General features: G+C 69.9%; 21 protein-coding genes. 7 read left to right on the top strand and 14 right to left on the bottom strand.

What is annotated here, in order from left to right; all coding sequences use genetic code 11:
* Positions 1-525: 525 nt before the first annotated feature.
* Genes U2P90_RS08745 through U2P90_RS08730 form a run of 4 tightly spaced genes read left to right on the top strand, consistent with a single transcriptional unit; the run spans position 526 to position 3,536 of the window.
* Complete coding sequence (locus U2P90_RS08745) at positions 526-1,488, top strand: carbohydrate kinase family protein (RefSeq protein WP_322474615.1); 963 nt, start codon at positions 526-528, stop codon at positions 1,486-1,488.
* A complete protein-coding gene (mltG, locus tag U2P90_RS08740; protein ID WP_295817573.1) occupies positions 1,485-2,519 on the top strand; it encodes an endolytic transglycosylase MltG in 1,035 nt (344 codons plus the stop codon). Before U2P90_RS08745 ends, mltG begins: the two co-directional genes overlap by 4 nt.
* Positions 2,520-2,553: 34 nt before the next feature.
* The gene (locus U2P90_RS08735; RefSeq protein ID WP_295817570.1) at positions 2,554-2,745 is read left to right on the top strand and encodes a hypothetical protein; all 192 of its coding nucleotides are present in this window, start codon (positions 2,554-2,556) and stop codon (positions 2,743-2,745) included.
* Positions 2,742-3,536 carry a DUF421 domain-containing protein gene (locus tag U2P90_RS08730; RefSeq protein ID WP_322474614.1) on the top strand — a complete coding sequence of 265 codons (795 nt, stop codon included), beginning with the start codon at positions 2,742-2,744 and terminating at the stop codon, positions 3,534-3,536. The genes U2P90_RS08735 and U2P90_RS08730 overlap by 4 nt, the downstream gene beginning before the upstream one ends.
* Before the next feature lie 12 nt (positions 3,537-3,548).
* Here U2P90_RS08730 and U2P90_RS08725 read toward each other — a convergent pair whose 3' ends face one another.
* From U2P90_RS08725 to U2P90_RS08680, 10 genes are all read right to left on the bottom strand, one after another.
* Entirely contained in the window at positions 3,549-3,950 is a 402-nt protein-coding gene (locus U2P90_RS08725; protein WP_322474613.1) for a 2Fe-2S iron-sulfur cluster-binding protein, read from the bottom strand.
* A 23-nt stretch (positions 3,951-3,973) separates the two neighbouring features.
* Positions 3,974-5,659 (bottom strand): diguanylate cyclase domain-containing protein, encoded by a 1,686-nt coding sequence (locus U2P90_RS08720; RefSeq protein ID WP_322474612.1) that lies wholly within the window; start codon positions 5,657-5,659, stop codon positions 3,974-3,976.
* Positions 5,660-5,813: 154 nt separating this feature from the next.
* A complete protein-coding gene (locus tag U2P90_RS08715; RefSeq protein WP_322474611.1) occupies positions 5,814-7,481 on the bottom strand; it encodes an adenine deaminase C-terminal domain-containing protein in 1,668 nt (555 codons plus the stop codon).
* Positions 7,482-7,525: 44 nt separating this feature from the next.
* Positions 7,526-8,344: a hypothetical protein gene (locus U2P90_RS08710; RefSeq protein WP_322474610.1), complete on the bottom strand. Its 819-nt coding sequence runs from the start codon at positions 8,342-8,344 to the stop codon at positions 7,526-7,528.
* A 151-nt stretch (positions 8,345-8,495) separates the two neighbouring features.
* Complete coding sequence (locus U2P90_RS08705) at positions 8,496-9,287, bottom strand: prepilin-type N-terminal cleavage/methylation domain-containing protein (protein WP_295817552.1); 792 nt, start codon at positions 9,285-9,287, stop codon at positions 8,496-8,498.
* The gene (locus U2P90_RS08700; RefSeq protein WP_295817549.1) at positions 9,284-9,730 is read right to left on the bottom strand and encodes a prepilin-type N-terminal cleavage/methylation domain-containing protein; all 447 of its coding nucleotides are present in this window, start codon (positions 9,728-9,730) and stop codon (positions 9,284-9,286) included. The genes U2P90_RS08705 and U2P90_RS08700 overlap by 4 nt, the downstream gene beginning before the upstream one ends.
* The gene (locus tag U2P90_RS08695) at positions 9,727-10,257 is read right to left on the bottom strand and encodes a pilus assembly FimT family protein (protein ID WP_322474609.1); all 531 of its coding nucleotides are present in this window, start codon (positions 10,255-10,257) and stop codon (positions 9,727-9,729) included. The genes U2P90_RS08700 and U2P90_RS08695 overlap by 4 nt, the downstream gene beginning before the upstream one ends.
* Entirely contained in the window at positions 10,254-11,858 is a 1,605-nt protein-coding gene (locus tag U2P90_RS08690) for a hypothetical protein (protein ID WP_322474608.1), read from the bottom strand. Before U2P90_RS08690 ends, U2P90_RS08695 begins: the two co-directional genes overlap by 4 nt.
* A gap of 64 nt (positions 11,859-11,922) precedes the next feature.
* On the bottom strand, positions 11,923-12,966 hold the full coding sequence (locus U2P90_RS08685) for a peptidase C39 family protein (RefSeq protein ID WP_322474607.1): 1,044 nt from the start codon (positions 12,964-12,966) through the stop codon (positions 11,923-11,925).
* Positions 12,967-13,042: 76 nt separating this feature from the next.
* Positions 13,043-14,053: an alpha/beta hydrolase gene (locus U2P90_RS08680; protein ID WP_322474606.1), complete on the bottom strand. Its 1,011-nt coding sequence runs from the start codon at positions 14,051-14,053 to the stop codon at positions 13,043-13,045.
* A gap of 109 nt (positions 14,054-14,162) precedes the next feature.
* Here U2P90_RS08680 and U2P90_RS08675 point away from each other — a divergent pair, with 109 nt between their 5' ends.
* Complete coding sequence (locus U2P90_RS08675; protein WP_322474605.1) at positions 14,163-16,208, top strand: cation:proton antiporter; 2,046 nt, start codon at positions 14,163-14,165, stop codon at positions 16,206-16,208.
* Positions 16,209-16,518: 310 nt separating this feature from the next.
* Here the strand turns inward: U2P90_RS08675 and U2P90_RS08670 are convergent, their stop codons facing one another.
* Complete coding sequence (locus U2P90_RS08670; RefSeq protein WP_322474604.1) at positions 16,519-17,163, bottom strand: hypothetical protein; 645 nt, start codon at positions 17,161-17,163, stop codon at positions 16,519-16,521.
* Complete coding sequence (gene gatB, locus U2P90_RS08665) at positions 17,160-18,602, bottom strand: Asp-tRNA(Asn)/Glu-tRNA(Gln) amidotransferase subunit GatB (RefSeq protein ID WP_322474603.1); 1,443 nt, start codon at positions 18,600-18,602, stop codon at positions 17,160-17,162. Before gatB ends, U2P90_RS08670 begins: the two co-directional genes overlap by 4 nt.
* Before the next feature lie 331 nt (positions 18,603-18,933).
* Here gatB and U2P90_RS08660 point away from each other — a divergent pair, with 331 nt between their 5' ends.
* Both U2P90_RS08660 and U2P90_RS08655 read left to right on the top strand, forming a co-directional pair.
* The gene (locus tag U2P90_RS08660; protein ID WP_322474602.1) at positions 18,934-20,097 is read left to right on the top strand and encodes a hypothetical protein; all 1,164 of its coding nucleotides are present in this window, start codon (positions 18,934-18,936) and stop codon (positions 20,095-20,097) included.
* A gap of 24 nt (positions 20,098-20,121) precedes the next feature.
* Positions 20,122-20,802 carry a hypothetical protein gene (locus U2P90_RS08655; protein ID WP_322474601.1) on the top strand — a complete coding sequence of 227 codons (681 nt, stop codon included), beginning with the start codon at positions 20,122-20,124 and terminating at the stop codon, positions 20,800-20,802.
* An 18-nt stretch (positions 20,803-20,820) separates the two neighbouring features.
* Here U2P90_RS08655 and U2P90_RS08650 read toward each other — a convergent pair whose 3' ends face one another.
* Positions 20,821-21,162 carry a hypothetical protein gene (locus tag U2P90_RS08650; protein ID WP_322474600.1) on the bottom strand — a complete coding sequence of 114 codons (342 nt, stop codon included), beginning with the start codon at positions 21,160-21,162 and terminating at the stop codon, positions 20,821-20,823.
* Entirely contained in the window at positions 21,159-22,853 is a 1,695-nt protein-coding gene (locus U2P90_RS08645; protein ID WP_322474599.1) for a PhoX family protein, read from the bottom strand. The genes U2P90_RS08650 and U2P90_RS08645 overlap by 4 nt, the downstream gene beginning before the upstream one ends.
* Between the last annotated feature and the right edge of the window lie 48 nt (positions 22,854-22,901).

The raw sequence follows: 22,901 nt of genomic DNA, 5'->3' as shown, positions 1-22,901 counted from the left end.
TGCGTCATCAAAATGACCACTCCGATGCTTGGTGGCGGCCAGCAGGCGCAATGCCATGGACTGGTATCTTGAGTAGGTCAACGCGCCTACACTGGTGGCCAACCTCTCCGCGTCTTCAGTAATCGTACTGCTCTCTCCCAGCAGGAGGAATAGGGCCAGTCGCTGTATGAGCACCACGGCCTCGCTCTCAAGGTCACCGGATGCAGTCAACAGCGCCTCATCCAGGGTGGTGCGGGCCTCGTCATGTGCCCCGGCCCTCAACAGACCAGACCCCAGCGCCGTCAGGACACCCACCAGCGCCGCGCGGTTGCCGCTGGCCCGCGCGGCCGGGAGCAGGTCACGGGCCTCCCGCACGACATCGTCTGGCCGGTCACGGGTTCGTTCCAGCAGTGTCCGTAGGTGCTGTGGGGAGAGGGAACCAGGGATCGACTGCAACATACGCGCATGGTCAGCTTACCGCCAGGCCGGGAGCTGCGGGCAGGGACACCGAATCCCCCCTGCCGGACGGTATGCTGCGCCCTGACCATGACTGACCGTACTTCCCTCGTCTCGCTGGGCGACCTTGCCTGGGACGTGCTCGCCAAACCCGACACCATGCTGCTGCCCGGCGGCGACACGACTGGCCGCATGGAACTGTCCGGCGGGGGGAGCGCGGCAAATGTGGCCGTGTGGGCACAGCGCTGCGCGTATCCAGCGACCTTCGTCGGCAAGATCGGCCGCGACCGGTTCGGGGAACTGGCCACGGCCGAACTCCAGGCCGAGGGTGTCCACACGGCCCTGACCCTGAGTGACCAGCACCCGACGGGCGTGATCCTGGCGCTGATCGACCGACGGGGACAGCGCGCCATGCTGACCGGGCAAGGGGCCGACTGGGAGCTGCTGCCGGGCGACCTGCCGCTGGACGTGCTGCGCGGAGCCCGGCACCTCCACCTGACGGCATGGAGCCTGTTCCGCGACCCGCCCCGCGCGGCGGCGCTCCAGGCGGCTCACGCTGCGACCACGGCCGGCGCGACCCTGAGCCTCGATCCGGGCTCCTTCCAGATGATCCAGCAGCTGGGCCGCGAGTCCTTCCTGAAGATCGTGGACGACGTGCCCTTCGACGTGATCTTCCCGAACGACGACGAGGCGCGTGCCATGAGCGGCGAGCGCCACCCGGACGCTGCGATGGGCTGGTTGCGGGAGCGCTACCCCCACGCCCTGGTGGTGCTGAAGATGGACGAGGACGGCGTGATGATCGAGGGGCCGGACTGCCCCCGCTTGCAGGTGGCCGCGACCCGTGATCCGCTGATCGACGCGACCGGGGCCGGTGACGCCTTTGGCGGGGCCTTCCTGGCCGGGTGGCTGCGTCACGGCGATCCCCGGCGGGCCGCGCACCTGGCGGTGCAGGTGGGTGGCTGGGTCGTGTCGCGTTTTGGGGCCCGCGCCCCGGCCGATGACGACCTGCGTGCCCGCCTGGCCCGCGCGGCCAGCGTCCAGGAGCCGGCGTGACGCGCCTGGGCGGTCGCCGCCGGGTGCCGTGGTGGGTGTGGGCGCTGCTGGCACTGCTGCTGCTCATCGCCGGTGGGGCGCTGGGAGCCTTCCTGTATGTCCGGTCGCTGTTCGGCCCGGCCGGCGGCGCACCGTACACGCTGGAGGTGCAGGCTGGTGACTCCCTGCCGGGCGTGGCCCGCACCCTGGAGCAGAAGGGCATCGTGAAGAACGCCCGCGTCCTGCGCTACGTGATGGATCGGGACGGCACCGCCGGTAAACTTAAGGAAGGCCTGTACGACCTGACCGGCACCATGACCGCCGAGCAGGTCGCCGCGAAGCTGGCCGGGCCGGCGCGTCTGCCCACGGTGAATGTCACCGTGCCCGAGGGCCGGCGCATCCGCGACATGCCCGCCATCTTCCAGAAGGCCGGCTTTGACGGCGCGGCGATCCAGGCGGTGCTGAAGGACGAGGCGCTGAGCGCCTACGCCCGTGGCAAGCAGCCGGATCTCGAGGGCTTCGTGTTCCCGGACACCTACGCCTTCCGGCCCAAGGAATCGCCGCGCGTCATGGTTCAGACCATGCTCGACCGCATGTCACGCGAGTTCACACCGGCCAATGTCGCGGCTGCGAAGGCCGAGGGACTGGACGTGCGCGGGTGGGTGATCCTGGCGAGCATGGTGCAGGCCGAGGCTGCCAACGACGCCGAGATGCCCGTGGTGGCCGGCGTCTTCCTGAACCGTCTGAAGCAGAACATCAAACTGGGCAGCGATCCCACCGTGGCCTACGGACTGGGCAAGGATCTGCCGGAGCTCGACCGCAGCGCCGGGGACTTCATCCGGGACACCCCGTACTCCACCTACACCCGCTACGGCCTGCCGGCCGGGCCGATCAACTCGCCAGGCCAGGCGGCGCTGCGCAGCGTCCTGAAGCCGGTGCTGAAGATGAGCGATGGCCGGGACGCGCTGTACTTCCTGCACGGCCTGGACGGAAAGATCTATGTGAACCACGACTACGCCGCCCACCTGCGCGACGTGGCCCGCTACCGCTGACCGGCGGCGGCCGGCGCCGACTACACTGCGTCTCATGGCTCCCACCGACGTCCTGCGGCGGCGCAACGCGCTGTGGCAGACCCTGAGAACCGAGCCCCCCGGCACACCGGCCTTCGAGGCCGCCCTGGCCGCCCTGTGTGCCCTGACCGGGTGGAGCGTCCGGCGGGTGCTGGCCGGTCTGGGCCTGCCTGATGACCGCCCGGCTCCCGAGGTGGATCACGCATGAGCGAGTCGGACATCGTTCCCTTTGAACTCCAGCGCATGTTCCTGGGCGACACTGATCCCCTGTTCCTGCTGGAGATCGTGTTCCGCACCGTGTTCATCTTCCTGTGGCTGGTGTTCCTGCTACGTGTGACCGGCAAACGCGGCCTGGCGCAGCTGAGCCCGCTGGAACTCGCCATCGTGATCGGACTGGGCTCGGCCGCCGGCGACCCCATGTTCTATCCGGAGGTACCGCTGATCCACGCCATGCTGGTGCTCGCACTGGTGGTCGTGCTGCAGCGGGTGCTCTCTGTGCTGGTCATCCACTCGGAGCGGGTCGAGACCTTTGTCGAGGGCGAACCGGTGGAACTCGTCCGTGACGGTGTGATCCATCCCGCCGCGCTCGACCGCGCCAGCCTGAGCCGGGAAGATCTGTTCGAGCAGCTGCGGGTGCAGGGGGTTCGCCAGCTGGGTGAAGTGCAGCGGGTGTATTTCGAGCAGGACGGCAACCTCTCGGTGTTCTGCCACGACCGGGACGCGCCGCCCGGCCTCGGGATCGTGCCGCCGTGGGATCTGGAGCCGCCGCCGCCGCTGCCGGTGGGCCGACCGCTCTCCGGACAGGTGGCGTGCGTATCCTGCGGCGCCGTCCAGAAGGCCGACCGCCCGCTGTTGCCATGTGCCTGCGGCGGCGAGGGCTTCACGCTGGCCACCACCGATCCGCTGGCACCGGGGGAATCCGCCGGGCAGGACGCCCTCCCGGACCACGCCGCGGGCCACGGCCCTTCCGGCGGCCCGCCAGGAGCGTCCGAACGCTAACGGGGTGGGCGCTCAGCCCTCGGTGGATGCTCCGGGACGGGTCGTCCACACCGGGTCGGGTTCGATGTGCACAGCCGGAGCCTTGCCCGGTTCCAGACCGGTCGAGGCCGCCGTCTGGAGCACGCGCACGCTCATGCCCGGCACACACTCGATCTGGCACGACAGCCTGGCCTGACCCAGCAGCTGTTTCTCGGTCAGCTTGTCGAACTCGGCGGCCGTCATGGCGTCTGGCTCACCCTCCAGAAATTCCACGCGGCAGGTCGTGCAGCGGGCCACCCCGCCGCAGCGGTGCAGGATGCCTGTCCCGGCGTCCTCCAGGGCCAGCACCAGCCGCTGTCCGCTGCGGGCCGTCACCGGCCCCAGTCCCTCCACCTGCACGCTGATGACGTCGTCTGTCGTCCCGGTTCCAGTCATGCGCCCAGGATGGCACGCCACACTCAGATCAGGACGCCGGCCATCACGCTCTCTCCGTCGACCCACACCCGGCCCTTCTCGCGGCGTTTCCCGCGGATGAGCGCCGTATCGGCCCGGGCCATGACAGAGGTCCGCCGCAGCGGGGTGATCAGCGGATCCCGGGGATCGAAGAAGGCCAATCCAGCGGTCGCGCGGATGGTGTGCTCGGCCTGATCCACGGTGACGGGGCGCCGGGCCAGGGCGGCGATGGCCCCCTCGACCCGCAGCGTGACCTCCTCCCGGGTCGCGCCATCGATCAGCACCGCGAATTCGTCACCGCCCAGACGGCCCAGGATGTCCCCCGGACGCAGCGCGGCGAGCAGTCGGGCGCCGACGGCGAGCAGCATCTCGTCACCGGCGGCGTGGCCGTGAACGTCGTTGATGGCCTTGAATCCGTCCAGATCGAAGATCGCCACGCCCAGGTGCCGTCCACCCAGGCCACGGTCAGAGGCGGCGTCGAGCACCTCGTCGAGCTGCGCGAGGAAGCTCCCGCGGTTGTGCAGACCGGTCAGCGGATCCGTGGTCGCCTGCTGGTGCAGCGCCCTCATGGGCCGGATGGCGCGGCCGAGCAGCGGCCACGCGAGCAGGCTGCCCAGCACGCAGGTCAGCAGGATGGTCGCCAGCCGCAGCCGATCGGTGCGCTGCAGCCCCACGGTGAAATCCCTGGATGGAGCGTACACCCCGACCATCCATTCCACCCCGGGGCCGAGCCGCACCGGCCGCACCACCGCCGCGTACGGCTCCCCGGCCACCACGAACGTGCGGATGCCCGGCGCCACCCGCGCCGACGACCCCAGCAGCGCCTTGAGCGGCTGATCGGCGACCTCGGTCAGCGCTGGAACGCGGCCAGCGACGCTCACCGGCCATGCCCGAGACGCCGCGATGGCGCGGCCGGCGTCGTCCGTCACGAAGGCCCGTCCGTTCGCGCTGATCTTGATGCCCTGCAGGAACATGACCAGCTGCCGCAACTGGATGTCAGCGCCCAGGACGACCGTCCCGTCCGGGCCACCGGTCAACGCGCGGGCGACCGTCACGCCCGGCTCGCCACTGGAGGAGAACACGTAGGGTTCTGTCCACACCGTCGTGTCCGGGCGCGCCACCGCCGCGCGGTACCACGGGCGGGTGCGCGGGTCATAGGCGGTGTCGGCCGCACTCTGCGAGAGCACGCGTCCACGGGCATCGAGCACCGTGGTCGTGACCTGGCGACGCGGGCGGATCTCGATACTGCGCAGGAACCGTCCCGCGTCGCCGGGGCCGTCGCGCCGTGCAAAGGTGAAGCGGCCGTCGTCATGCCCGGCAAGGACACCGCCGAGCTGCGGCATGGCATTGAGCATGGTCTGGAACGTGACACTCAGACTCGACGGATCACCGGCACTGAGTTGCCCGGCCCGGATCAGCTCGATGTTCAGCCCCACCATCTGGATTGGCCCCTGCAGGTAGCCACGCACATTGTCGGCGGCCACCCGCGTCAGCTGGTCGATGGTTCGGGTCGCCTCGGCACGGAGCGTGCCCTCTGCGTGCTGGCGGTCACTCCACAGCACCACCACCACCGTCAGCATCTGGGTGACGAGCACGGCGGTCAGCATCAGCAGCCGCGCCCAGAAGGTCGCCCGGACAGCCTGGGTGGGTGTCAGGGTGCCTGGAGGAGACGACTTGACCGGACGGCTCATGACGGAGAGGTGACCTCGCGTCAGTCTACCCGGAGCCCACGGCAGAAGATGTAGAGTATTTTATTTTTTTCTCATTGTGCTGTCACCCGAATGGGTGGTTTCGGGCCGGGTGGTTCACGTGCCGCGCCGGCGTCCCCCACGCGGTTCACCGCACTCAGTCAGGCAGCAGCCGCCATGCCGTCACGTCCAGCAGGCCGCCCGGAGTGAGTTTCAGGGCGGGGATGACGGTCAGGCCCAGGAAGCTCACGGTCGTGACCGGATAGGGCAGCGTGCAGCCCAGGGCGCGGGCCGCCGCCGTCACCTCGCCCAGCCGCGCGGCCGCCAGCTCCGGCGGCGCATCGGTCATCAGGCCGGCGAAGGGCAGCGGCAGTGCGGCCCGGACCTCTCCCCCCTCGACGAGCACCACGCCGCCGCCCAGGGCCTCCAGCGCCCGCCCAGCCGCGCGGATGTCGTCGTCGGTGCCGCCCAGAAACGCCGCGTGGTGGGCATCGTGCAGCACGCTGATCCCCAGTGTCCCGCCGCGCAGCCCACTGCCCGACGTCCAGCACGTCGCCCACTGGCCGCGCCCGAAGCGGTCGGCCACGACCAGCCGCGCGTCGCCGCTGCCCGGTGCCCCCACCCCGGTGGTGATCTGATCCCCGCGCACCTCGATGACGGGCCACGCGTCCGGCACCGTGAAGTCGGCCGACGCCCACCCGGCTCCCAGGTCGACTCCACCGCCGCCCAGCGCCGGGGTGGACTCGCCCGCGACCGCCGGCGCGCCGCCGACCAACGTTTCCAGCACCTCGAAGCCGCTCAGGTCGCGCAGCAGCACGAGGTCGGCGTGGTAGCCCGGCGCGACCAGTCCACAATCATGCAGGCCCCAGTACTCAGCCGGGTTGCACGTCACCAGCGCGACTGCGTCTGACGGGTGCAGGCCCCCCGCCACGCAGGTGCGCAGCAGGCGATCCAGATGCCCCAGTTCCAGCAGCTCGTCCACGCTCACGTCGTCGCTGACCAGCATCGCGCGGCGGGGCCGCTCGCGCAGCACCGGCAGCAGGGCATCCAGGTTCCGTGCCGCCGAGCCCTCGCGCACCATGAGCCACAGGCCCGCCCGCAGACGTTCGCGGGCCTCTTCCGGCGTGGTCGCTTCGTGATCCGAGTGCAGGCCCGCCGCCGCGTAGGCCATCAGGTCACGGCCGGTCACACACGGCGCATGACCATCCAGCCGCAGCCCCGAACGCTGCCCGGCCTCCAGCACATCCCAGACCTCAGCGTCGCCACCCAGCACGCCGGGGTAGTTCATCATCTCGGCCAGACCCAGCACGCCCGGCACCCGCAGCATGCCCGCCACCTCGGCCGCGCCTACCCGCGCTCCACCCAGTTCGAAGGTGCTGGCCGGCACGCACGACGGGGCCGACGCCCACACCCGCTGCCCCGACGATGCCCCGGCCCGCAGCATCCACTCCAGGCCCGCCACGCCCAGCACGTTCACGACCTCGTGCGGCTCGGCCACCACACCGGTCGTGCCGCGTGGCAGCGTGGCCCGCGCGAAGCCCGCCGGGGTCAGCAGACTCGACTCGATGTGGACATGCCCATCGATGAAACCCGGCGCGAGGAAGGCTCCCTGCGCCTCGATCACCTGTGCAGCCCGGAAGCCGCTGCCCAGGGCCGCCACGCGGCCGTCGGCGATCAGCACGTCGGCCGCGTAGATCTCGCGAGTGGCCGGTTGGACGACCTGGGCCCCCCGGATCAGCAGATCCCCGTCCTCGTGGCCCCGGGCCACCCGCACCAGCCGCCGACGATCTGCCCCGGTGTGTGTTCTGCGCTCCGCTCGATCCATGGCCCAGTCTAGGGAAGGAGCCGACCGTTCCGGTAGATCAGCTGTCAGGAACCGCGCCGCATGGCCTGCCCCTTGAAGCGCTCCAGCTGCGGTCCACGCTCCTCCAGGGCCCGCCGGAACAGCGCTGTCTGGAAGGCCTGGGCATCGTTCACGGGGCGGCCACCGGTGGCCGGTTTGGGGGATTTGGGCTGTGGGGCGGGGGCCCCGAAGCGCCGGGCTCGGAACATCCCAGGGTGTTCCTCGAAGACCACCGTCACGCCGTCGGGTAGGGCGGCCACGTGCGCGGCGAAGGCCTGCTCCTGGGCCAGTTCGGCGTGGGCGGCCCCCGGCCCCAGTTCGGTCAGCACGCGGTCGATCAGGGCAAAGACCGCTGCCGCGTAGGCCTCGACCTCGGCGCGGGTGGGCAGCGAGCCCCGGTGGATCACGCGGTTGCGGAAGTCGGTGCCGAGGCCCCTGGGCGTCAGGAAGTCCGGTTCACGGCCCTCGCGCAGCAGGTACGCCAGGGCGAACATGCCCAGCTGCCGCTCCGACTGGCTCGCCACGTGCCGCCATGTGCCGTCCAGCGCGTCCAGGGCCGCCACGAAATCCATGTCGGAACCTGCAGCGCGTTCCAGTGTGGTGGCCCGCACGTAGAACTCCATGAAGCGTTCGAGCGCCGCCGAGAAACTCGCCACCGCCTCGCGCGCGTAGCCGTCCATCAGGGCGCGGGTGCCCAGGTCGAACAGCACCTCGAACTTCTGCTTGCGCAGGAACACGCAGTACCGCGCTCCGCACCGCGCGCAGGTGACGTCGTGCACGCTGTTGTCCGCAAACTCCACCCGGTTCTCGGAGCCGCAGCCGGGGCAGGAGGTCGGAAAGTCCATGGCGCGGAGTGTAGTGCAGGGATACGGGCTCCGACCCATCCCGCTAAAAGCGGGGGGAAATCCGATCAAGGGAGTGGGAGACAGGGCGGACTCGGGGAATTAGACGGAGTCCGTATGGCGTGCCGTTCCCCGTGCGCTCAGCTGGAACCGGTCACGGCACGTTCCGCGCCTGCACCGACAGGCGATAGGCCCCGGCCCCCGGCGTGTACGCAACGGTTCCGCGCACGTTCCGCACGGACTGGAAGGTCAGGATCACCGGATTGGCCGCGCCCACCGGCTGAGCCGCCGTGAGGGCAAAGGGCACGATCGCGGTTCCGGCCTGATCCACAGCCGTCAGGTAATCGGCCACCAGGGCCGGACTCATGCCGCTGAACGCCGCACTGGTGAATGCCGCCCGGTACGCCGCGACCGTGATGGCCGGGCTGCCGCCGGTCACGCTGCACGTGCCGCCGCTCACCTCGGTACAGCTGTCGCGGTATTCGCGCAGCACGCGGACGGCGTTGTCCGGGTCATCGGCCCAGGTGTCCGGCACCTTGTCGGCCCCGGTCCACGTGGCGCGGGGCTCAACCCGGTAGACCAGCCGCAACCAGCGGCGCGTGATCGTGGGCGGGGAGGTCGAGGGATCGGCGTCCTCCTCCAGCGACAGAACCGCCACGCAGGGCGTGGTAGTGTCGCATTTTCCGTTGTTCACGGCTGACGCCGCGTTCACCGTGAAGCCGCTCAGGCGCACCTGGGCCGCCGACCGGATGCGGTCGCCGAGGTAGCCGCTCAGGTCGTTCAGTTCGGCCAGCTGATCCGCCTGGGCATTCGTCCGGGCGGTCAGGGTCAGGGTCTGGGTCTGCCAGTCCGTGACCAGCAGCAGCACGATGCCCAGCAGCCCCATGGCGACCAGAACTTCGACCAGCGTGAGGCCGCGATCCGCGTGAGCGAACCTCCGGGTCACAGCGGCCTCGCGTAGTCCGCCACGAAGGTCTGGGTGGGCCGGTCTGTCTGCGTGCAGGTCAGGGTCAGTCGCCGAACCATGGTGACCTCACCGGTCTCGGGCGGGCTGGTGAGCTGCGCCTCCAGGGCGGTGGTGCAGGTATAGCCGTTCATGCGACTGGACTCGGGCACGGCGGGGAGCGTGCCGGCATCGAAGGTGGTCTGCCCGGCCGTGACCTGCGTGCCCGTCGCCGGATTCACCGTGACCGCCGGATCGGTGAACCCGGCGCGGACGCTCTCCAGGTAGGCCTTGGCCGCCACCGTGACCCCCTGGTCGTCGCGGGTCTGGCGATTGACCTTCAGGATGCCCGGCATCGACCCCAGCACGGCCATGGACAGCACCGTGAAGATCGCGATCGAGACGATCACCTCGACCAGCGTGAGGCCGCCCGTGTGTCCGTTCACCGCAGGATCACCTTGCCGAACACCCCGGTCACGCGCACGGTTCGGGAGATCGACGGATCACTGGCCCACTGCACCCTGAAGGTGTCGGCCGCGCCGTCGGTCGACCCGTACGGCGGCACGAAATTGATGGTGGAGGGCGTGGTCGACACGGTGCCGGCCGCACTGACGCGCACGAGCAGGGTGCCGGGCGGCATGCTGAAGGTGCGGGTGCGCAGCAGCGTGACGGCGGTGGCCGGACACGTGGGGCCACTGTACTCCCGGACGTGGTACTCCGTGTTGCTGGCGGTGAAGGAGACAGGCGCGATCTGCCAGCACGCATTGGCCCGCTTGGCCCCGCTGCGGGTGGTGCGGACGGCCTGCGCGAACTCCTGGGCACCCTGCATGACGGCCGAACTGGCCCGCCAGCGGGCATAGTTGACCATCCCCAGCGCCAGGAGGATCCCCAGGATCGCGATCACGATCAGCAGCTCGATGAGCGTGACGCCCGCGCTGGGCTGGGACAGCGACGTCGTGGCGTGGGGCGTCAATGTTGCCTCCAGCTGCCGGCGACTGGGGCGTACTGGCGGCTGCCGCTGGCCGTGGTGAAGATTTGCTGGAGGGTCACGGCGTCGTAGTGAACGCTCAGATTGCCGCTCAGGACGTTGTTGACGTTGAGTGCTCCGCCGCGCACCGCGATGGCTCCGTAAACCGTGGCGCTGCCGTTGAAGGTGCCCTCGACGTCGTCCCGGAAGTAGACCAGGCCATGAATGGTCGTGCCGGTGACGTTGCTGGTCATCACGCCGTCCACGATGATGATGCCGCTGTACGTGGAGTTGCTCTTGAAGAACTTCTGGTAGTCATTGGCCGCGATCCGGAGAATGCCGACATTGGTGTTGTTCGGCAGGGGGCTGGAGGGGGCCGGGGTGAGCGGCACGAGATCGTTCAGCTCGGCGTCGGTCAGGCCCAGCAGCAGCCGCGTGAACTCCGACCCGCTGGCCGCCGCCAGGGCCGCGTTGTCCGAGCCACTGCACGACGTGTTGGTCGTGCAGTCGTTGGTCTTGACTCCACCGGTGTAGCCGTAGAAGTTGTTCTGCTTGTTCTTCGCACTGGGCTCGATGGTGACCTGCCCCGCGCTGCTCATGGCGGTCACGTCACGGGTCAGGGCGGTGCCCTCGGCCACGGTGGTGGGTGCACCGGCCACCCACGTCACGCTCAGGGTGCCGGCCGCCGCGTCCAGCGCCTGAACGGTGGCCCGGCGGCTGGACACACCCTGGCCCACGGTGATGGTCTCACCCACGCGGAAGCTGGTCACGGTCGGGGTGTGCAACACCGTCTGTCCGGCAGCGGACACGGTTGGGAGGGCCGTGGTCACGGGATTGAGCACCAGGCCCACGTCACCACTCAGTTTGGACGGCGGTGTGGCCGCGCTGATCACCCGCGCCGCGCTGATCGAGCTGGCCGTGAGCGCCGTCACCCGGTACGTCGAGCCGCTGATAGTGACGTAGTCACCGGTCTCCAGGCCGGCCGTGGAGGCGACCGGCACCGTCACGGTCGATCCGTTGGAGACGTTGTTCCCTACCACCGTGGTCACAGCTGGACTGAACTCGGTCGTGACGCTGGAACTGCCCCCCGCCTGAATCCGGGGCCGGGAGATGATGCCCGAGTTGGGCCGCAGGCCCGGCGGCAGCAGACGCGGCCGGATCTCGAAGTCGTGGAGCACGACCTTGGTGGCCTGTCCGTCGGTGCCGGTCGACTGGGCCGTGAAGGTCGTCGCTGTGAGGGCGGTCAGGGCCGACACCGCATTACCCGTCGCGGGCGCGGTCGCGGCGAGGTACCCCCGGAGGCCGCCCGCGTTTGTCACACTGCTCGACCCGGTCAGCCAGATCTGAAGCTCGGCCACCGTCGAGCCGGTGAACGGCTTCGTGCGGACGTACTCGCCGGCCTTTCGGGGCAGGCTGTTGATCCCGCTCTCGGCGATGAGCAGTGCCTGGAATGCCCGGCGCTCGTCGACGCCGCCACGCCGGCTGCCGCCCGCCAGAGAGGCGGCGGTGCTCGCCACCATGATCAGCACGATGCCCGTGAACAGAAGCGACAGCACCAGCGCAAACCCGGTCTCCCGGTGCGGAAACGGCCCCTCGGTGTCTGTCATAGTTCTGTCAGACTACTTCAAGTAGAGGCCTGTGAGATTTCCCCCATCAGGGGCACACGCGGCCTTAATCTGACTTCGGTAACAGAACGTAACTCAGTCCACCCGAATGCGTGAGCCACAGCTTCTCGAAGGCGGCACGGGGGTAGGTGCGACGCACGCTGGCGTTGTCGGGGGCCGCCGGATCGTTGAGCACGGGATTGCCCTGCGCATCGAAGCCTACCAGCACCATCAGGTGACCGCTGCTGCTCTCGATCGGGGCACCGGGCAGCTCGCCTTTCTTCCAGCCCAGGCTGACGGCCAGCGGCTGCCCGGCCGCCGTGTAGACCTCGGCCGCCGCGAGATTCGGCAGGCGTGTCACGAACGCGCGCAGGCCCAGCGCACCGGCGTACGCCGTGTTGAACGGCCAGTTGCCAGTGCCGTCATACACGCGGTCGAAGGTGCCGCGGGCGGCCTGGGGCACCGTCACATTCACCCCGTGGTGCGCCAGGATCATCGACACACTGGTGGGACTGCACCATGCCTCGCCGCCGTCCGGGTAGATCATCTGCGAGCGGCGGGGCACGTCCACGACCTTGCCCCACGACGCGCGGTTGCCCGGCTGCCCCAGCCCGGCCGTGAACCTCGCACGGTCAGCGGTGTTGAAGCCCAGCAGACGCACCACCGTCCCTGCACCCCGCAGCGTTGCGCGGTACTGATACACGGTCGCGCGGCGGGTCAGACGCACCGTATCGGTCAGCACCTGTCCGGCAGCGTCCTTCTGGCCGTCCACGCTGGCCCGGTCACCGCCGCTGCTCCACGTGCCGAAGCTGAACCAGCGCGACCAGGCTCCGCCCACCTGGGCCCGCACCTCGATCTTCACGCTGCCGCCGGCCGGCGTCACGGCGTTCCACGACGGCACGAGTTCGTCGAAGGCCGCCACCGTCACGGGAGCCGACGTGAGCGTGCCCGACACCGCGCCGGGGGGCAGCCCAAGCGCCCCGGCCTGCACCTGCACGCCCCGGACATCCGCCCCGGCCCAGTCGGCGGCCTGCTCGTGAAGGATGGTCGTGCTGTTCGGGTACGTCATGGTCAGGGCTCCTGCGCCGCCCGACAGGGTCAGCGCCAGCATGAAAACGCGCAGTGTGGGTCGCATGGACACGGGCACTATGCCGTGTGGACGCCATTTGTGGGTGAGGATAAACCGCCTAGCCGCCCTGGAGGTACAGCAGCGCCTCGGGCAGGGCCTCGCGCCACGTCACCCAGTTATGGCCGCTGGGATACTCACGGTACTGGTGCTCCAGGCCGTGGTCTGCGAACAGGGCCGCCATGCGGCGGTTCGGGCCACTCAGCCATTCCAGCGTGCCGGTGTCCAGCGAGGTCTTCAGGTGGCGCGGTGGCGTGGCCGACAGCTGCCCCGCCAGCCACTCGCCCGCCGTGGTCGTGTCGATCACCCCGGCCGCGTCGGTCGCGCCGGGCCGGGCGATGAAGGCCCCGCTGTGGCTCGCCACGCGCGAGAACAGCTCCGGGTGCGCCGCGCCCAGGTGCAGGCTGATCAGTCCGCCCAGGCTCGCGCCCCACAGGCCGCGCACGGACGGCGTGACGTGCACGCCCTCGACACGGGGGAAGACCTCGGCGGTCAGGAAGTCCAGATAGCGGTCATTCAGGTAGTACTCGGCGCTGCGGTCGCCGGGCTCGACGAAGACCAGCACGGCCCCAGGAATCAGGCCGCGCTGGGCGGCACGATCCATCACGTCGCCCAGGCGGCCGGTGCGGTAGAAGGCCACGCCGTCCTGCACGTAGTACACCGGGGTCGGCGTGGCGGGGTCGTGCCCGTGGGGCGTGTACACGACGGCGCGGCGCGTGCCCGGAAAGACCTCGCCGGGCCAGGTCAGGCGGTGCGCGGTGCCCTTCTGGGTGGCGTCCTCGCCCCGCCACAGCGGGTGCCGGGTGTAGGCACCCACGACCGCTGCGCGGGGATACGGCCACCACGGATTGAGCGAGCGCTGGTCGTTGTCGGGATCGGCAAAGGCCTCCCCGGCCGCGTCGACCCACGCATATTCCACCCACGCGCCACGCGGCAACGTCAGTACGATCGGTTCGCCCTCCACCACCGGCAGCGGCTCACGCTTGCGCCAGTCGGTCATATCTCCGATCAGGCCCACCGCGCCCGGCGGGGGCGTGAAGGTCACCTGCTGTCCACGGACGGTCACGGCCATGACGGGGATTCTACGGGCCAGGCCGCCGCGGGGGCTGTCCCTGGCGTGGCAGGGCCTGAATGGCACGCGCTTCCCTGACGGGGGTTGTCCCCGTGCGTCATGCTGGGGCATGATCCCACGACTTCCGATCCTGGCGATGCTGGCGGCAGGCTCCGCAGTCGCCGCCGCGCCGGAGGCCCATACGGGCCCCCCGGAGTTCCTGCTCCAGCTCACGTTGCTGCTGGGCGTGTCGGCACTGGCGGCGTACACGTCGTTCCGGCTGCGGCTCATCCCGATCATCGGCTTCCTGCTGGCGGGCGTGCTGGCCGGCCCCGGTGCGCTGGGCCTGATCCGTGACCCCGAGCTGATCACGGCCGCGTCCGAGGTCGGGGTCATGCTGCTGCTGTTCACGATCGGCATCGAGTTCAGCCTGGAACGGCTGGGACGGATAGCGCGATTGATCTTCCTGGGCGGCGGGCTTCAGGTGGGTCTGACCATTGCGGCCGTGACCGGTGCCCTGCTGGCCTTCGGGGTCGGGGCGCAGAACGCGGTGTTCACCGGCTGCCTGATCGCGCTGTCGAGCACGGCCATCGTGATGCGCGTGCTGGGCGAACGCGGCGAGACCAATGCGCGCACCGGGCAGGTCAGCCTGGGAATATTGATCTTCCAGGATCTGGCCGTGGTGCTGATGGTGCTGCTGATCCCCATGCTGGCCGGACAGGGGGGCGGGATGGGCGGCGTGCTGCTGGCCCTGGCGAAGGCGGCGGGCATCATCGCCTTCGTGCTGATCGCCGCCCGGCGGCTGGTGCCGCCCGTCATGGAGGTCGTGGCCCGCACGTGCAGCGCCGAGATCTTCCTGCTGACCGTCGTGGCGCTGTGTTTCGGCACCGCCAGCCTGACTGCGCTGGCCGGGGTCAGCCTCGCGCTGGGGGCCTTCCTGGCGGGCCTGCTGGTCAGCGAGAGCCGCTATGGAGCGCAGGCCATGGGCGAGATCCTGCCCCTCCAGATCCTGTTCAGCGCGGCCTTCTTCCTGTCGGTGGGGCTGCAGCTCGACCTGCGGTTTCTGGTCGGGAACCTGGGGCTGGTGCTGGGCGCGGCGCTGCTGATCGCGGTGCTGAAGGTGGTCGTGACCTTCGTGAGCGTGCGCCTGCTGGGAGAACGCACCCGCACCGCCCTGCCCGTCGCCTTCGGGCTGGCACAGGTCGGGGAATTCTCATTCGTGCTCGCGGTCAGCGGCACCGCCCTGGGCCTGAGCTTCGCGGGGCTGGGCGAGCGCGGCAGCGGCGTGTTCATCGCGGCGACCGTGCTGCTCATGGCCTTCACGCCAGCGCTGTCATCGCTGGCGGGGGTGCTGACGGCGCGGCTGCCGTCTCCCCTTCCCGTGCCGGGCGACGCCTCGCCATCCGCCGCCCCGGACGGAGATGCCCCGCCGCTCGGCCTGCCGGTCGCGGGCCGGGTCGTCTTTGCCGGATACGGAGCGCACGCCCGGCTGGCGGCGCGGGCGCTGAGCCGCGCCGGGAAACCCTACTCGGTGATCACGCGCAGTCCGGACGGAGCCAGCGAACTCCAGGGGCGGGGCGCTCCCGTATTGATCGCGGACTACACCCGCGCGGGCCTGCTGCGCGAGCTGGACATCGCCTCGGCCAGCGCCCTGGTGATCGCGGACGACGACACCGAGATGACCGGCCGGGCCGTCAGCGTGGCCCGCAGCGTCGCGCCCGATCTGACGATCATCACGCAGGCGACCACCAGCGAGGGCTTCCACGGCCTCCAGGCGCTGGGAGCGCAGCACATCCTCAGCCCGAAGAAAGAGGTCGTGGCGGGCATCCTCGACCTGATCACGCCGCCCGAGGTCACGCGGGCCGACATCGCGCGGCACCTGGCCGACCACCCGCCCGTGACCCTGAGCGCCACGCAGCAGGCCAAATGCGACCACGCCGAGCACAATGCCGGGCCGGTCACGCCCGAGGCGGACGTGTGCCTGGAGTGCGTGGCGCTGGGCGACACCTGGGTGCACCTGCGGGTATGCATGACCTGCGGCCACGTGGGCTGCTGCGACTCCAGCAAGAACCGTCACGCCACGCGCCACGCCCACGCGCAGAAGCATCCGATCATCAAGTCCGCCGAACCGCGCGAGGACTGGGCCTACTGCTACGAGCACGGATGGACGGCGTGAGGCAGCGGTGAACCAGAATCAACAACCGTTCTGACGGAGAGCACCTTCGCCGGCGGTAGGCACAGCGATGTTGGTTCGCCTCGAGACGCCTGACGTGCAGATCAATCGGCTGCATCGACAACGGTTCGGACAGTTTCATTCCATCGTCACGGGAGCAACCAGTATTCGCCGGTTGGGACGCTCTGCCCGCTCACCCCCTCCCAACCTGCCCCCTCAAGGGAGAGAGGCTAAAACTCGATCGTGATCGCACTCTCAAGCCCGCATCCCAGCCCAGGGCTCCACACCGAGCCACTTCCACCACTCTCCCCGCTCAGGGGGCGGTGATGTCCTGTACGGCTTTCAGGCTCAGGAGCATGGCCGCTGTGTCCAGCAGGGCGTGCAGGCCGTAGACCACCCGTGCGGCGATGTCGATGTTCTCGGCACTGCCCAGTCCGGCGATCGGCACGACATTGACCACACCCAGCGCGAGGCTCAGGGCGGCGGCCGTGTTCAGCCACTGCACCAGCCGGACGCGGCCCGCGACGTCGCCGGGCGTGGGTGCCCACCGTGCCAGGGTGCCGAACACGGCGTTCTTGGCGAAGATGAAGCCCGCGCTGACCGTGACCAGGGCCGTCACGGCGACCGGGCTGGCCGTGACCGCCAGACCTGATCCCAGCGCCAGGAGCAGCAGCAGAAACATCGCCAGCCGCAGGGCAGTCAGCCACGGCAGGATGATCCGCAGCGAACGCAGCACGCCGTCGGTGTCGGGGACGGCCTCAGAGAGCGTATAGCGGGTGAACACCTGTGTCCACCACGTCAGCACGAGGCCCGCCAGGATGGAGCGCAGCGCCTCCAGCACCGAGACCTCGTCCAGGCTGCCGGCGCGGTACAGCGAATACGCGGCCAGCGCGAAGGTCGCCACGACCAGCGCCCACAGGGCCGTCAGGGCCAGCGAGCGCCACGCGGGGCGCGTCACAGCCCGAGCTTCTGGGTCAGGCGCTGGCGGACGATCTCGGGCCGGGCCGTACCACCCGTGGCCTTCATGACGGGGCCGAACAGGGCGTTCATGGCCTTGGCATTGCCACCGCGCACCTTCTCGACCGTGGCGGGGTCGGCGGCCATCGCGGCGTCGATGGCCGCGTCGATGGCGTCCGTGTCGGTGACGGCACTCAGGCCGCGCTCCTGCACCAGGGCGGCGGGATCATGTCCGGCCATGACGTCCGGCAACAGATCCTTGGCGATCCGGCCGCTGATGGTGCCGTCGTCGATGAGGCGCACCAGAGTGGCGAGGTGCGCGGGCACCAGGGCCGAGTCCGCGATGCCCTGCTCCTGCGCGGCGAGTGCGCCCGCCACGTCACCCAGCAGCCAGTTGGCGAGCTTCTGGGCATCGGTCTTCTGGGCATCGGCCCCGGCGGAAAGCGCCTCGTCGTAGAAGCGCGACAGCGCCACGCTGAGGCTCAGGGTCTGCGCGTCGGAGTCGCGGACACCGGCGGCGAGGTAACGCTCCCGCTTGTGCGAGGGCAGTTCGGGCATGCGGGCACGAACACGGGCGATCCACTCGGGCGTGATGTCCAGCGGCGGCAGGTCGGGCTCGGGAAAGTAGCGGTAGTCGGCCTCGCCCTCCTTGGTGCGCATCACGAAGGTCTTCTGGCCGCCCTCGTCCCAGCCCAGGGTGTCCTGGGTGATCCGGCCGCCGGCGTCCAGAATCCGGGCCTGCCGCACGGTCTCGAACTCGATGGCGCGGGCCACGCTGCGGAAGGAGTTGAGGTTCTTGACCTCGCACTTGGTGCCCCACGGCTCGCCGGGCTTGTGCAGGCTCAGGTTCACATCGCAGCGCATCTTGCCCTCTTCAGGCGTGGCGTCACTGACCCCCAGTGCCTGCGCGATGGCCTGCACGGATTCCAGAAACGCCCGTGCCTGCGCCGCGCCCGTGATGTCGGCCTCGGTGACCATCTCCAGCAGGCTGGAGCCCGCCCGGTTCAGGTCGAGCAGCGAGTACGGCGCGTAGGTCGGGTGCGTGAGCTTGCCCGCATCGTCTTCCAGATGCGCCCGCTTGATACGCACGCGGCTGACCCCGCCGCCCTCCACGGTCACGTCCAGATAGCCGTCCCGCGCGATGGGCCGGTCGTACTGCGAGAGCTGGAAGTTCTTGGGCGCGTCCGGGTAGAAATAGTTCTTGCGGTGGAACTGCGTGAAGCCCGACACGTCGCAGTTCAGGCCCAGCCCGAACATCATGGCGAGTTCGACCGCCTCGCGGTTCAGGGTCGGCAGGGCACCGGGCAGCCCCAGCGTGAAAGGGTCGATGAAGGTGTTCGGCTCCGCGCCGTGGTAGTCCTGCGGGCACGCGCTGAAGATCTTGGTGCGCGTCTTCAGCTGCAGGTGAACTTCGAGGCCGATGACCGCCTGGTACGACATGACGGGCAGGATAGCGCCGCCCGCCAGAGCAGGGGCCACCGAGAACTAAGTAGGTCGGAGTTGATCTTGAGATTGACCGAGCGGACTCGCAGAGCTGCACAGCAGAGAGCGTTCAGCGCCTTCCTGAACGCCCGTCATGGGAGCTGCGATGTCCTTCGGACGGCGGTCGGATCGCCAGCGGCACAACCACCCATTCCCCTGACCGGCCCGTGACCCGGCCTCCCCCACCCTGAACCGTGAAGGAGGGGGACACACCGCACGCCCGACACCGACCGCACCGATCATCCGGCCGAGATTCCGGCCGTGGCCGCACCCGGCCAGGAGCCCCGTCATGACCATGCCGACCATCCGCACACCCGGCGCCACTGCCCTCTTGACCGCACTGAGCCTGACCGCGTGCAGCGGCTCCAGCAGCACGCCCACACCGAAACCGACGCCACAGCCCACTCCGACCCTGATGTTCACGACGGTGGACACCATCGCCGGGCAGGTGGGCGTGCGCGGCAGCAAGGACGGGCCGGGCAGCGCGGCCACCTTCAACTACCCGGTAGGACTGGCCGCGACCGGCGCGGCGGGAGCAACGAACGGCGAGGTGCTGCTGTACATCGCCGGCCTGACCGAGAACATCCGCTACGCGCAGGTGGGGTACGCGGGCGACCCCGTGGGCACCGCCATCGGCCGGGGCGAGAGCGGCAGCGTGGACGGGGACGCGACCACCGCGAAGGTGCGTGCCCCGCAGGGCATCGCCGTGGGCTACGACTCGCCGGCCTACGAGGCGTATGCGTACTGGACAGAGGACGACAGCTGCGTGGTACGCAAGCTCACCGCGTACCCGCTGAACGGCAACCGCAAGGCCGTGACCGTGGCCGGCCAGCCCTACGCCTGCGGCGCGGCCGACGGCCCGGTCGCCAGTGCGAAGTTCAACCGCCCGGTCGGCATCGTGGCGAACACGCGCACCGGCGAGGTCTTCGTGGCCGACACCGGCAACCGCACCCTGCGGCGCATCTACGGTGCGGCCGTGAGCACGCTGGCAGGGGTCGCCGGGCAGTCCGGCAGCGCGGACGGCGTGGGCGGCGCGGCCCGCTTCACCGCGCCGTCGGGGCTGGCGATGGATCGTCAGGAGAACCTGTACGTGACGGACTACGTAACCGTGCGCAGAATCACCGCAACCGGCGAGGTCAGCACCGTGGCCGGCACGCCCGGCACGACCGGCTTCAGGAACGGGAAGGGCAGCGAGGCCCAGTTCGGCCGCCTCAGCGGGATCGCCGTGGACGAGAACGGCACGGTGTACGTGGCCGACACCGGCAACCACTGCATCCGCCGGATCATCCCGGACGGCACCGTCAGCACCGCTGCGGGCCTGTGCGGCGTCGCCGGCGCGGCCGACGGGAACATCAACGCCGCCACCTTCGATGAGCCGGTGGGCCTCGCGTACCACGGCAAGCGGCTGTACGTGTCCGACAGCACCAGCCAGACGATCCGCCGCATCCGCTGAGCGGTGACCATCAAGGAGTCCACCATGAAGTCCATCCACACCGCCCTGTCCGTCCTGGCCGTGAACGCCGCGCCGGTCGCTGCCGCGCAGACGTATTCGCTGGTCGTGAACGGCCAGGTCTCGGCCGCCGGGGCCGTGACCGTGAACGGGCAGACCTACGTGCCACTGTCGGCGCTGAAGACCCTCGGGATTCCCAGCAGCGTGCAGGGCAAGACGCTGACCCTCGGCACCGGCGCGGCGGCCACGGCTCCGGGCGGGGCCAACCAGCGGGCCTCGCTGGAGGGCTGCGTGGGCGACACGCTGTTCAACGGTCTGTGGCGCGTCACGGTGCGCTCGGTGAAACCGGCCCAGCGCTACGGCGGGCAGCAGAAGGGCTACGAGGTGACCCTCGACTGGAAGAACGGCAGCGCCGTCACCACGGACGGGCAGAACACCGGCGTGAAGGGCCTGCAGCTGATCCTTCAGGACGGCAGCACGCTGGAGAGCGAGACCGTGCAGGACGTGCTGTACCGCAAGATCGCGCAGGGGGCCGGGAACACCTTCACACTGGCGTTCTACGCTGACTCGGCGGCCTCCGCGAAGCTGACGGGCGCAGATAAGCTGCTCGTGGAGATCGACCCGGCCGTGCTGAAAGCCACGGGCGTGAAGGCGGCCTACACCACCCCCACGCCCAGTCTGCGCGTGCGCCTCGGCTGCCGGAAGTAAGGGCCGGCCGATTTAGCGTCAGTCGGCCACGTTCACGGGGCGGGCGCTGTCCAGCCAGCCCCACTCGCGCAGGTAGGCGCGGAACTCGGTCAGCAGCTCCTGGGCGTCCTCGCGCTCGATCTCGTGCAGGGCCTGCACCCACGCCGCCCCCGTGGCGCGGGTGTACGCCAGCAGTGGGGCCGGGCTGCCCAGGAACTCGTCCAGAGCCTCCAGCAGCTCCTCCCAGCGGGCACGTTTCCACGGCCGCTGGCGGGTCACCTCGTTCAGGAAGTCGCTGACGGCGTGCTCCAGCAGGGGCGTGCGGCCCACGATCCACGGGGCCTTGACGGGCGGCAGCCCAGAGCCGGAACCGGCGGTCATGCCTTCCATCCGGGGAAGCCCTCGATGGCGACCAGGGTGGGGCGCGGTACGTTGGTGCCGGACTTCGCGGCGAAGGTGCTGCGCGGCCTGTCCAGGCTCTCGCTGTCCTCGCCGGGGTGCTGGATCGACAGGAACAGCGTCTTCCCGTCAGGCGACCACACCGGGCCGGTCATCTCGGCATCGACCGGGCCGATGGCGAAGCGGTGGGCCTTGCCGGCGTCCGGCCCCTCGGTGGCGAAGAAGAACATGGCGTTGTTGCCGTGGAAGGCCTTGATCGGGTTGGTCGCCAGATCGGAGTTGTCGGTGACCATCCACAGGTTACCGTAGGGGTCGAAGACCAGGTTGTCGGGGCTGGCGAAGCCGCTCTGGGGGCCGCCCACCGCGAAGACCTCCCACAGGAACTTCTGGGCACCCCAGTCGTCGCCGTCCTCGCGGAACTTGATGATCTGGCCGAAGTAGTTGCCGTGCTTGGAGTTGTTGGTCAGCGCCACGTAGACCTCACCCGTGCGCGGGTGGATCTCGATGTCCTCGGGGCGGTCGACCGGGGTGCCGCCCACGGCCAGGGCCGAGGCGCGGGCGTCGGCGAGCACGTCGGCCTGGCTGGTGAACAGCGGCTTGCCGTCGGCGCCCTTGGCCTCCTGAAGGCCCTTGGTCTTGTCGTAGTCGAGCAGCACCCACGTGCCGTTGCCGAAGTTCGCCACGTACAGGTCGCCGTCGGTCAGCAGGTCGCGGTTGGCGGCGCGGTTGCGGGGATCGTACTTCCCGCGCGACACGAACTTGTACACGCAGGCATCCTGCATGTCATCGCCCATGTAGCCGACCACGCGGCCATCTTTGGCGACGGTCACGGCGACGTTCTCGTGCCGGAAGCGGCCCATGCCGGTGCGCTTTTTCGGCGTCCACGCGGGGTCGAAGGGATCGATCTCGGTGACCCAGCCCTGGTGCATGGCCTCGTAGCCGCTGCCGGCCCAGGACTTGGTGTAGCCGTCCACGTTTTCCTCGCAGGTCAGCAGCGTGCCCCACGGCGTCTGGCCGCCCGAGCAGTTCCCCACGGTGCCCCTCACCATGGTCGCGCCCTTCACGGCGGCCGTGCCGCGCACCGGGCCGGTCAGCTCGATGTCGGTCAGGGCGTCGATCCGGCGGTTGCGGGGATCCGGCACGATCGTCCACCGGCCGCCGTCCTTCTTCACGCGCACCACGCTGACGCCCATGGCCTGCATCTCGGCCTTGATCTGCGCGGGGGTGCGTTCCTTGGTCTCGCCGCCCACGTACATCGCGTTCACGTACTCGTGGTTGATGGTCAGCAGGGCCTCGGTGCTGCTCTGGCCGCCTTCCAGCATGTCGATGGGAAAGTAGCCCACATAGTCGTGGTTGAAGCCGATCTCGCGGCCATCTGCCGTGAAGACCTCGCCCCACGGGGCCAGCACCTGCGAGCGGTAGCCGGTGGGCAGCGTCAGCGCGTCGGCCGACCCGACCGGGATGGGCCGGAAGGGAGCTACCGTCTGCGGCTTGACCTTCTTGGGGTCAACGGTGGCTGGCGCACCGTTGTTGGTGCTGGCCTCGGCGATCGTCAGGGGCAGGCTGACCATCGCGGCGGTGGCGGCGGCCCCGCCCAGAGCGCTGCGGCGGGTCAGGCGGGTCTCCAGCAGGCGGTGCCACGCGCTGGTCTCGGTCTTGTTCTGGGTGGTCACACTGCGCAGTTTGTGGCGACTCCGTCACGCTGGCTTCAGCGCAGTGTC

This window comes from Deinococcus sp. AB2017081, assembly GCF_034440735.1.
Lineage (GTDB): Bacteria > Deinococcota > Deinococci > Deinococcales > Deinococcaceae > Deinococcus > Deinococcus rufus.
Note: the sequence above shows the minus strand (reverse complement) of the source record. Positions and strands in the feature narration are given on the sequence as shown.